Raw genomic sequence first — 11,640 nt, forward strand, 5'->3', positions numbered from 1 at the left:
CGCTAACCCGAATTTGTTGACGCAGGACGCATCCAATGGCGATGGAAAAGACATTCAACGCGGCCGAGGCCGAGGCCCGCATTTACGAGGCCTGGGAACAGGCCGGAGCCTTCAAGGCGGGCGCGAACAGATCGCGCGATGAAAGCTTTACCATCATGATCCCGCCACCCAACGTGACGGGGGCGCTGCATGTGGGACACGCGTTCAATAACACGCTGCAGGATATCCTGACCCGCTGGCACCGCATGCGCGGGTTCGACACGCTGTGGCAACCCGGTCAGGACCACGCGGGCATCGCCACGCAGATGCAGGTTGAAAAGATGCTGGCGGCGCAGGGCAACGAAGGGCGGCGTGAACTCGGGCGCGAGAAGTTCCTTGAGAAAGTCTGGGAATGGAAGGGTGAATACGGCGGCACGATCATTGAACAGCTCAAGCGTCTTGGCGCCAGCTGCGATTGGTCGCGCAACGCGTTTACCATGGCAGGTGCACCGGGTGACCCGCGCACAGGGCATGAGAATTCTGCAAATTTCCACGATGCCGTCATCAAGGTCTTCGTAGAAATGTACGAAAAGGGCCTGATCTATCGCGGCAAGCGTCTGGTCAACTGGGACCCGCATTTTGAGACCGCAATCTCGGATCTTGAGGTCGAGAATATCGAAGTCGCGGGCCATATGTGGCACTTCAAGTACCCATTGGCGGGCGGTGAGACCTATACGTATGTCGAAAAGGATGAGGACGGGAATATCGTGCTTGAGGAACAGCGCGACTATATCTCAATCGCCACGACACGGCCCGAAACAATGCTGGGCGACGGCGCGGTTGCGGTTCATCCGTCAGATGAGCGGTATGCGCCAATCATCGGCAAACTCTGTGAAATTCCCGTTGGACCGAAAGAGCATCGTCGCCAGATTCCGATCATTACTGATGACTATCCCGATCCCGATTTCGGCTCGGGCGCGGTGAAGATCACCGGCGCGCATGATTTCAACGACAACATGGTCGCCAAGCGTGGCGGTATTCCGATGTACCGTCTGATGGATACGCGTGGCGCAATGCGGGCCGATGGCGCGCCCTATGCCGAAGAGGCCGGCAAGGCGCAGGAATACGCGCGCGGCAAGGAGTTCACCGAGAATGAGATCGACGCAATCAACCTGATCCCCGATCACCTGCGCGGGCTTGACCGGTTCGAGGCGCGCGCCAAGGTGGTCGAAGAGATCACCAACGACGGTCTGGCCGTCATGACCCGTGCCGACAACCCGGTTCTGGGCACAAAGCTGGGTGAGGACGACGACCCGGCTGCACTCGTCCCGCTGGTCGAGAGCAAACCGATCATGCAGCCCTTTGGCGACCGCTCGAAGGTCGTGATCGAACCGATGTTCACCGACCAGTGGTTCGTGGATGCCGAAAAAGTCGTCGGCCCCGCGCTGGACGCGGTCAAGGACGGCACGGTCAAGATCATCCCCGAATCGGGCGAGAAGACCTATTACCACTGGCTGGAAAACATCGAGCCCTGGTGTATCTCGCGCCAGTTGTGGTGGGGGCATCAGATTCCGGTTTGGTATGGCCTCGACCTGTCGGCCGAAAACTTCAAAGATGACGAGAACGACGGCAACCTTGATCTGGTCGAATTGGGTCGTTTGCTGAACGAAGGTGGTATGTTGCACCGTGGCAATGTCATGGAATGCGCGTCGAGTCTGGAGGCAGTGACTGAAAAATTCCTGGACGATAATGCAAACATTCCCAGCCCGCTAAGCCACGCAACTGTAATCGAAGTTGCCGATAAGCAAGAAGCGATCCATCAATTCGCCGAAAGCCTTGCTCAGTATGCAGTTGAACAAGACCCGACGAAGCTCGTTTATCCGGTTTGGCGTGACCCCGACGTTCTCGACACCTGGTTCTCCTCCGGCCTCTGGCCCATCGGCACGCTGGGCTGGCCCGAGCAGACCGAGGAGCTGGAACGCTACTTCCCCACGGACGTTCTGATCACCGGCTTTGACATCCTGTTCTTCTGGGTCGCCCGGATGATGATGATGCAACTGGCGGTGGTCGATCAGATCCCGTTCCACACCGTCTACCTGCACCAGCTCGTCCGCGACGAGAAGGGCAAGAAGATGTCCAAGACCACCGGCAATGTCATCGACCCGCTGGAGATCGTGGACGAATTCGGCGCCGACGCGCTGCGCTTTACCAATGCCTCGATGGCGGCGATTGGCGGCGTGTTGAAACTGTCTCGCGAACGCATCACCGGCTATCGCAACTTTGGTACAAAACTTTGGAACGCTGTTCGCTTTGCCGAGATGAACGAGGTCTTCACCGACGCCGTACCGCAACTAGACGTCGCCGATCTGAAACCCAAGGCCGCCGTAAACCGTTGGATCATAGGCGAAACTGCCCGCGTACGGGCCGAGGTCGACGCCGCACTGGAAAGCTATCGTTTCAACGATGCGGCCAACGGGCTTTACGCCTTTGTCTGGGGTAAGGTCTGCGACTGGTACGTTGAACTCTCCAAACCGCTGCTGCAGGGTGACGATGCCGAAGCACAGGCCGAGACCCGCGCTACCATGCGCTGGGTTCTGGACCAGTGCATGGTCTTGCTGCACCCAATCATGCCCTTCGTTACCGAGGAACTGTGGGGCCTGACAGGCACGCGCGCCAAGATGGTCGTGCACGCCGACTGGCCGACTTACGGCACCGAACTGGTCGACCCAGAGGTGGACCGCGAAATGAACTGGGTGATCTCGGTGATCGAGAACACGCGCTCAGCTCGTGCGCAGATGCGGGTTCCGGCGGGCCTTTATGTACCGATGCTGGTGACAGAGATTGACGCGCATGGCCAAGCTGCATGGGACCGTAACGAGGCGCTGATCAAGCGGCTGGCGCGGATCGACAGCCTGACCAAAGTGGATGCATTTCCCAAGGGAACGATCTCGATTGCCGCGCCGGGTGCGACGTTCGGCTTGCCGCTGGCAGATATCATCGATATCGGCGCCGAAAAGGAACGACTGGAAAAGGCCAAGGGCAAACTTGCCAAGGAATTGGGTGGTTTGCGCGGTCGTCTGAACAATCCGAAATTTGTGGCCTCGGCCCCGGAAGAGGTTGTCGCCGAAGCCAAAGCCAACCTCGCCGCCCGTGAAGAGGAAGAGGTGAAACTGAACGAGGCGCTGGCACGTCTGGCCGAAATCGCCTGATCTTCGTCTGCTCCAAGCCGTTCAAGATACCAGACCCCGCCACGCCCGCGCTGGCGGGGTTTTCGTTCCCCGGCCCGGATTTCGCCCTGTTCACCTCCGCTTACGATTGCTAGCAAGTGCGGGTTGATAACGCTGAGGGCAGGATGACACACGCATTTCCACCAATGCAGACCATCTCAACCGGATTGGTTGTGGCCATCGTCGGCTTTTTCAGCTCATTCCCCATTGTACTGCAGGGGCTGGATACGATGGGTGCGTCACCGGAGGAGGCCGCATCGGGCCTGATGACCGCCGCCATCGCCATGGGGCTGGCCGCCATCGTGCTGAGCTTGCGCTACAAGTTGCCGATCAGTGTCGCCTGGTCCACGCCGGGTGTCGCGCTGTTGGCTGTATCCGCCACACCTGTCGAGGGATTCTCAGGAGCTATCGGTGCGTTCCTGTGCGCTGGCGCTTTGACGGTTGTGGCTGGGTTGTGGAAACCGCTGGGAAGGTTGGCAGCTGCAATCCCGACCACGTTAGCGCAGGCAATGCTTGCCGGGGTTCTGATGCCGCTATGTATCCTCCCGTTCAAAGCGGCCGTCGAGATTCCGTGGCAGGCGCTACCCGTAATCCTGACATGGTTCATCGCGGGGCGGTTCAACCGGCTGTTTGCTGTTCCCGCGGCAGTGATCGCAGCAGCCATTATAGTCATCCTGAACGCCGGGAATACAACGATCATGCCCGAGCGTCTGATTGCAGCACCGATCTGGGCAATACCTACATTCTCGCTGGCCTCGGCCATAGGGATCGGAGTGCCGCTGTTCATCGTCACCATGGCGACACAGAACATCCCCGGCATCGCGGTGATGCGCAGCTTTGGCTTTTCGCCCGTGCCGGGCAAATTGTTCTCGGCCGTCGGAGGGGCCAGCCTGCTGTCCGCCCCGTTCGGAGCCCCCGCCACCTGCCTTGCCGCCATCACCGCCGCGATGTGCTCAAATCAGGACAGTCATCCCGATCCTGCGCTGCGCTATTGGTCGGCCATCATGGGTGGCGTATTCTATTGCCTGTTTGGTGTTTTTGCCGTGGCCATCACCGGATTTGCCACCCATGCCGATCCGTTGCTGATGGGGACGCTGGCCGGGGTCGCACTGATCGGTGTGCTGGCAAATGCTATCCACGCTGCGCTGGAGGTTGTGGCCGAGCGTGAGGCGGCGATCCTGACTTTTGCTATCACTGCGTCCGGTATCACAGTCTTCGGGCTGGGGGCCGCGGTCTGGGGTTTGCTGGCTGGTGGCATTGCCTATCTGGTGACTAACTGGCTGCGATAGCCGCTTTGCCTTGAGGCCACAGCCAAAGTAAAACCGGCCAAAATTTGGATCATTGGGAACTCTGGTGGTACGCCGGATCAAGAAAGCACAGACCTAGGTCCAACCCAGAGAATTCATTTCAAGTAACGCTGGATCAGATGCGCAAAGCCTACACCCCACTGCCTGACGTGCAGGTCCGCGATGCGCATCGGGATTCATGTGGTGACTACATGAACTTGGGCTTACGGCCCTGCATCTGCGCCATGACAACCTCCATCTGATCGGGTTTGCCGATCAACTCCACCTGTTCGGCAGATTCGGCCAGCAGAACGTCGGCTCGCGAACGGGTTTCGGCTACGTCGATCAGGCGCTTGGCTGCACGGATGGCTGAAGGGCTTTGGCCTGCGATGTCTTCAGCCAGAGCCAGCGCCTCGGTCAGAGGATCGTCCGAGAGTTTCGTGACCAGCCCCCAATCAGCCGCCTGCGGCGCGCCTATTGGACGTGCAGTATACGTCAGCAAGCGCAGCACGTCCGAGCGGACAAGCTCGGGCAGCAGAACCATGCCGCCCATGTCGGGAATGATACCCCATTTCATCTCCATCACCGCCAATTTCGCCTCGGGGTGGGCAATGCGGATATCCGCGCCCAGTGCGATTTGCAGACCGCCACCATAGGCCACACCCTGAATGGCACAGATGACTGGAACGGGGACACGGCGCCAGATCAAGGCAAGCTCCTGCATTTCGTTGGCGTCGTCATGGCTGCGCTTCATCAGCCATTCGGTCGGGTCCTTGTGGGCCATGCTGGCGAAACTGGCCATGTCGAGACCGGCGCAGAAGCTTTTACCCTCACCCGACAGCACCACGGCGCGGGCGTCGGAGACCGCCACCTCTTGCCCGGCGGACAGGATCGCCTTGATCATGGCTTCGTCCAGCGCGTTCATCTTGTCGCCACGGGTTAGCGTGACATGGGCGATATGGTCTTTGTATTCGATGGAAACGCGAGACATTGGTCCCTCCGGAAATCAGTGTTGCGTCAACCATGCCAGCAAGACGAGGACAGTGCCACCACGACGTCAGGGCAAATCAGCGACGGGCATCCGGCCATACCACGGCGAATCCAGCGTCATGACATAGAACAGGTCACCAACGACCTGACCCGCCGTGGTGATGCCCAGCCGCCCGCCGGGGTCCTGCAAGGTTTGCAGGATTGTGCCATCCCCGTCGAATTGGACGATCATGCCGCGATGAATCGGCGCCGGTCGCACCAAAGGACCCAGCCGCCAGATCACCTTGCGCAAAAAGGGATAGGGCATCAAAGCTTCACTCGGCACCCGCGGGCTGGCGAAGGCCATCCAATAAGTGCCGTCGCCCTGCGCCGTGAGGTTATCGGGGTATCCCGGCAGGTTTTCCATCAACACCTCGCGCTGCCCAGCACTCGGCCCAGTTAGCCAGAGCTTGTGCACCCGCGCACGGCCAGTTTCGGCGATCAGCAGAAAATCCGTCTGCGGGGAAAGCGCTACACCATTGGTATAGACAAAGCCCTCGGCCACCTTTTTTGTTGTGCCATCAGGGGAATAGCGGGCCACGTATCCCGTATCCGACTGCTCCCAGATGGTCAGGACCGAGGTGGCTTTGGTACCGCCCATGGTTTCGGGATCGAACCGATCAGACGAGTTCGAGAAATAGACCGTACCGTCCCGAGCCACGTCCAACTGATTGGCATAGACCACCGGAGACCCGCCAATCTCGGACACAAGGGATACCAGCGTGCCGGGCCCGGTCCAGCGCATCAGCCCCCGGTAGCTATCTGCGATATATAGCGCGCCGTCCGGCCCAGCTTGCAGACCCAAAGGGCGCCCACCCAGGTCGTCGATCTTGACCGGGCTGTCGCCGTCGATCCGATAAAGCGTGCCGGATATGGATGTCGTGTAGATCGTGCCATCCGGCATGATCGCGATGTCTTCCGGGCCTTCCTCGCCATCCGGCAAAGAGACTAGTTCGAGGCTGTCCAAAGCGTTGTTCTCGGCAAACGCGCCGGTAAAGCCCGGAGCTTCGGGCGGCTCCCAGGCCACTGGGTCCACGTCAACAGGCCAAAATATCAAATAGGCAAGCCCCACTAAAGCCAAACCAATCACGATGCGCATGGACATTCCTTTGTTTTTGTTGGTGCCAGACTGTGGGCACTGTGCAGGCAAAGCAAGGTTGCCTGTCGGATGAACTTGCGTTTATCTGGTTGCATGACCAATCCACGCTATACCCCGCTTGCCCAATCTCTTCCTGCTTCTGTGCCTTTTGTCGGCCCTGAAACACAGGAACGACAGCGCGGTGCACCATTTGTGGCCCGGCTGGGTGCGAATGAGAATGTCTTTGGCCCTTCGCCACGCGCTGTCGAGGCCATGCGGGGGGCAACTGGCGATATCTGGATGTATGGCGATCCGGAAAACCACAACCTGCGCCACGCCCTGGCTGAGTACCACTCCGTCTCACCCGAAAATATCGTGGTTGGCGAAGGCATTGATGGGTTGCTGGGCTATCTGGTGCGCTTGCTGGTTGGGCAAGGAGATACGGTTGTGACCTCGGACGGGGCCTACCCGACCTTCAACTATCACGTCGCCGGGTTTGGCGGGGTGATACACACGGTTCCCTATCGCGACGATCACGAAGACCCTCAGGCACTCTTTACCAAGGCCGCTGAGGTCGAGGCTAAGCTGGTCTATCTGGCCAATCCTGACAACCCTATGGGCAGCTGGCATTCGGGCACTGATATCGTGGCTGTATTGGATGCGCTGCCCGATGGCTGTTTGCTGGTTCTGGACGAGGCATATGTGGAATGCGCCCCCGACGGGACTGCAGCGCCAGTTGCCGCAGATGACCCGCGTGTGATCCGGATGCGCACGTTTTCCAAAGTATACGGAATGGCCGGCGCGCGTGTCGGCTATGCCATTGGGGCGTCAGACCTGATCTCGGCGTTCAACAAGGTGCGCAACCATTTCGGTATGAACAAGGCTGCACAAGCAGGCGCGTTGGCTGCGCTGCAGGATGAGGTTTGGCTGTTACAAATCCGTGCCCGCATCTCAGATGCGCGCGAGAGGATCAACGCGATAGCGTTGGAGAACGGGCTGCACCCTTTACCCTCAGCCACCAATTTCGTGGCCATTGATTGCGGTCAGGATGGGGTGTTTGCCAAGGCTGTTCTGGAGTCGCTGGTGGCGCAGGGGGTTTTCGTTCGGATGCCCTTTGCCGCGCCTCAGAACAGGTGCATTCGAGTGAGCTGCGGCGATGCCTCCAATCTAGGGGCTTTTGCCGCCTCTTTGCCAAAAGCGCTTGCTGACGCCCGGGCGCTGAACGTCTGAAGCTCTCGCTTATGGCCATCGGGACGGGGGGGCTGTCTGCCCCCATCGCGCCGTTTGCGCGATTCCCCCCGAAAGTATTTTGAGTCAGATGAAGATACAGATTAGCACTGAGATCGGGAGCTGGTCTCAGGTCACAAGCGCGGTGGCGGCGGCTTCTAACGCACCCGTGCCGCGCGGAATATCAAGGGCGGCCATGGCAGTTTCCACGCCGCCAAGCATCGCCATGACCATCTGTGCATTGATGTGACCCATATGGCCCAGGCGAAAACAGCCGTCCCAATCTTCCATCCCGAGGCCTATTCCCAAAGTCAGGCCCAGCGATTGTTCGGTATAGGACCGCAATGGGGTTCCGAGCCCTCCACTCAGGCGCAGCGCGGTGACCGCATGACTTCGGTCTGCGCAGTCAGCTACGTTCAACGACAGCGCACCGCCCTGTGCCCAAATTTCGCAGGCGGTCCAGATTGCCTGAGCGAGGCGTTGATGGCGCGCCCAGACATTTTCGATCCCTTCCGCGTGGATCAGGTCGAGCGCGGCCCGCAGCCCATAGAGATGATGGGTCGGTGCGGTACCATCGAAGTATTGGTAGAATAGCTCGGGATTGGCTCGTGGCTGCCAGTCCCAATACCGGGAAACACGCGGCATTGCTGCCCGTTTTGCCTGCGCCTTGTCGTTGAAGAATACAAACCCCATGCCCGGTGGGGTCATCAGCCCTTTTTGACAGGCGGTAACAGTCACGTCGACACCCCAGGCATCCATCTCGAATTGCTCACACCCCAGCGAGGCGATGCAGTCCGCCATCACCAGCGCCGGGTGACCCAGATCATCCAGCAACGCGCGCAGCGCCGGGAGGTTGTTGCGAATTGAGCTCGAGGTATCCACGTGAACTGCAAGTATAGCCTTGATATCATGCGATGAATCAGCGCGTAGCACCTCGGCAATGCGATCGAAACCCCAGACCGAGCTGGTTCCGAAATCAATCACATCCACCTTGGCGCCGATCCCTTCGGCCATTTCGGCCCATCCATGGGTAAACCGCCCCGATGCGGGGGCAAGCACTGTCTCACCGGGCGCGATGGTGTTCGACAGTGCCGCCTCCCACGTGCCATGGCCGTTGGCAATGTAGATGGCCACGTTATGGACCGTGCGGGCAACGCGACGCAGATCGCGGATCAGATCGGGCATCATCTCGATCAATTCGCCATCGTAGATATTAGGTGACGGTCGGTGCATCGCCTGCAGCACAGCGTCAGGCATGACCGAGGGGCCTGGAATGGCCAGATACTCGCGCCCACGCGCGAGGGAGATTGGATGTGTCATGGGATCAACCTGTTTGAATTGGCCCTACCCTAACGTGGCCAATTCCGGCGTCAATCCATCAGCTTGGCGGCATCCCGGGCAAGCGTTTCGATCCCGGACCAGTTGCCTTCTGCGACCATCTGTTTGGGTGCTACCCAGCTGCCGCCCGCACAGATCACGTTGGACAAAGACAGGTAATCTCGGGCATTTGAAGGCGATACACCGCCCGTTGGGCAGAAGGTGATTTGCGGCAAGGGCGCGCCGATAGCCTTGAGCGCAGGCGCCCCGCCCGAGGCCTCGGCCGGGAAGAATTTCAGCATGTCATAGCCTTTTTCCAGCAGGGCCATCGCCTCGGTGGCGGTTGCGGCGCCGGGCAGCAGGGGCAGGTCTTGGGCTTCACATGCGGCGATCAGGGCGTCGGTGGCACCGGGCGAGACGCCAAACTGCGCGCCAGCCTCTTTCGCGGCGCGCACGTCATCCGGCGTGATCAATGTACCCGCCCCGACGACGCCACCGGGAACCTGCGCCATCGCCCGGATCGCATCGAGCGCAGCCGGGGTGCGCAAGGTCACTTCGAGCGCAGGAAGACCGCCCGCGACCAGAGCTTCGGCCAGAGGTCGTGCGCTGGCGGCGTCGTCAATTACAAGAACCGGGACAATCGGGGCAAGGGCACAGATTTCACGGGTGCGTTGTGTCTTGGACATAGGTCTTACACTCCGAAGATGCTGGCGCCGGTATCCGCGGTGCCTACAGCGTTGCGAAACGCGCCGAACAGATCGCGCCCGACACCATGTTGGTTGGCAGAAAGGTCAGCCGTGGCCGGAGTGCGGTCAAGCACACCTGGGGTGAGGATTTCGAGCGCGCCGTTTACGGCATCCACGCGCAGAATGTCGCCATCCTGCAAATAGGCGATCGCGCCGCCATCCAGAGCCTCGGGGCAGATATGAATGGCAGCGGGAACCTTGCCGGAGGCGCCGGACATACGGCCATCGGTCACCAGCGCCACCTTTTGCCCCCGGCCCTGAAGGATCGACAGCATCGGCGTCAATGAATGCAATTCGGGCATGCCATTCGCTTTGGGTCCCTGAAAGCGCACAACGACGATGACGTCATCCGTAAACTCTCCGGCTTTGAACGCCGCCTTGACCGCATCCTGAGTTTGGAACACCCGTACCGGGGCCTCGACCACCTGATGCTCGGGGGCAACCGCCGAAACCTTCATCACTCCGGTACCCAGATTGCCGCTGAGCCGCGAGAGACCTCCTGTAGGTTGGAACGGGTCTTTGGCGGGGCGCAATATCTTGTCATTCAGGCTGTGGCCTGCGCCGTCCTCCCAGGTCAGATCGCCGTCTTTCAGCTTGGGTTCTTTGGTATAATTGTGCAGCCCCTGCCCCGCGACGGTCAGCGTGTCGGGGTGCAGCAACCCGTCTTCGAGCAGCGTGCCAATGCAATAGCCCAGCCCGCCCGCGGCGTGGAAATGGTTCACATCAGCCAGTCCGTTGGGGTAGACCCGCGCAACCAAAGGCACCACGGCGGAGATTTCGGAAAAATCCTGCCAATCCAGCACGATGCCGCCCGCGCGCGCCATCGCGATCAGGTGGATCAGCAGGTTTGTCGACCCGCCCGTGGCCATCAGACCGACGATGCCGTTCACAAAGGCACGTTCGTCAAGTATCTGGCAGACCGGCGCATAGTTGTTGCCCAGCGCACTGAGCGACAGAGCACGGCGCGCACCTTCTTCAGTCAGCGCATCGCGCAGCGGTGTGTTTGGATTAACAAAGCTGGATCCCGGAAGGTGCAGGCCCATGAACTCCATCAGCATCTGGTTGGTATTGGCGGTGCCATAAAAGGTGCAGGTGCCGGGGCCATGATAGGCGGCCATCTCGGCGGCCATGAGTTCGGCGCGGTTGATCTCTCCGGCGGCGAATTTCTGGCGGATCTTGGCCTTTTCGTCATTTGGCAAACCGCTGATCATCGGGCCTGCGGGCAGGAATACAGCAGGCAGATGGCCGAACGCCTGCGCGCCGATCACAAGGCCGGGCACGATCTTGTCGCAGACCCCCAGAAACACGGCAGCGTCATAAGTGTTGTGGCTCAGCGCCACCCCTGTGGCCAGCGCGATCACATCACGCGAGAACAGCGACAATTCCATTCCCGCCTCGCCCTGCGTGACGCCGTCACACATTGCCGGTACGCCACCTGCCACCTGTGCGGTTCCACCTGCGGCGCGGATCGCATCGCGGATCAGGCCGGGATAGCGCTCGAACGGCTGATGGGCCGACAGCATGTCGTTATAGGCAGTAACAATGCCCAAATTGCCCGCCGTACCAGTGGCCATCGATTGTTGGTCATCGCCTGCGCCGGCATAGGCGTGGGCCTGACCGCTGCAGGACAGATGCGCCCGCGCCGGGCCTTTGGCCCGGGCCTGTTCCATCCGCTCAAGATGCGGGCCACGCAAATCGGCGCTGCGCGCTATAATCCGTTGCGTGACGTCGGTGATAACTGAATTACCCAT

Annotated in this window: 8 protein-coding genes; 3 read left to right on the top strand and 5 right to left on the bottom strand. The window is 60.2% G+C overall.

The window, feature by feature from the left end; genetic code table 11:
• Positions 1–35 precede the first annotated feature (35 nt).
• Together AC2FIM_RS15305 and AC2FIM_RS15310 are read left to right on the top strand one after the other, a co-directional pair.
• Positions 36–3,188, top strand: a complete 3,153-nt coding sequence (locus AC2FIM_RS15305) for a valine--tRNA ligase (RefSeq protein WP_271950453.1) — start codon at positions 36–38, stop codon at positions 3,186–3,188.
• A gap of 143 nt (positions 3,189–3,331) precedes the next feature.
• Complete coding sequence (locus AC2FIM_RS15310) at positions 3,332–4,495, top strand: benzoate/H(+) symporter BenE family transporter (RefSeq protein WP_496708228.1); 1,164 nt, start codon at positions 3,332–3,334, stop codon at positions 4,493–4,495.
• 205 nt (positions 4,496–4,700) lie between these two features.
• Here the strand turns inward: AC2FIM_RS15310 and AC2FIM_RS15315 are convergent, their stop codons facing one another.
• On the bottom strand, positions 4,701–5,483 hold the full coding sequence (locus tag AC2FIM_RS15315) for a crotonase/enoyl-CoA hydratase family protein (protein WP_271950456.1): 783 nt from the start codon (positions 5,481–5,483) through the stop codon (positions 4,701–4,703).
• 66 nt (positions 5,484–5,549) lie between these two features.
• Positions 5,550–6,620 (bottom strand): SMP-30/gluconolactonase/LRE family protein, encoded by a 1,071-nt coding sequence (locus AC2FIM_RS15320; RefSeq protein WP_496732148.1) that lies wholly within the window; start codon positions 6,618–6,620, stop codon positions 5,550–5,552.
• Positions 6,621–6,713: 93 nt separating this feature from the next.
• Between AC2FIM_RS15320 and AC2FIM_RS15325 the strand changes: the two genes are divergently transcribed.
• Positions 6,714–7,829 carry a pyridoxal phosphate-dependent aminotransferase gene (locus AC2FIM_RS15325; protein WP_271950460.1) on the top strand — a complete coding sequence of 372 codons (1,116 nt, stop codon included), beginning with the start codon at positions 6,714–6,716 and terminating at the stop codon, positions 7,827–7,829.
• 126 nt (positions 7,830–7,955) lie between these two features.
• Here the strand turns inward: AC2FIM_RS15325 and AC2FIM_RS15330 are convergent, their stop codons facing one another.
• From AC2FIM_RS15330 to edd, 3 genes are read right to left on the bottom strand one after another with little or no spacing between them, the layout of a single operon-like run.
• Complete coding sequence (locus AC2FIM_RS15330; RefSeq protein ID WP_282022123.1) at positions 7,956–9,146, bottom strand: pyridoxal-phosphate-dependent aminotransferase family protein; 1,191 nt, start codon at positions 9,144–9,146, stop codon at positions 7,956–7,958.
• A gap of 50 nt (positions 9,147–9,196) precedes the next feature.
• Positions 9,197–9,829 carry a bifunctional 4-hydroxy-2-oxoglutarate aldolase/2-dehydro-3-deoxy-phosphogluconate aldolase gene (locus tag AC2FIM_RS15335; protein ID WP_142638043.1) on the bottom strand — a complete coding sequence of 211 codons (633 nt, stop codon included), beginning with the start codon at positions 9,827–9,829 and terminating at the stop codon, positions 9,197–9,199.
• A gap of 5 nt (positions 9,830–9,834) precedes the next feature.
• Positions 9,835–11,640 (bottom strand): phosphogluconate dehydratase, encoded by a 1,806-nt coding sequence (gene edd, locus AC2FIM_RS15340; protein ID WP_271950465.1) that lies wholly within the window; start codon positions 11,638–11,640, stop codon positions 9,835–9,837.

The organism is Ruegeria sp. CDSC052 (genome assembly GCF_059610685.1).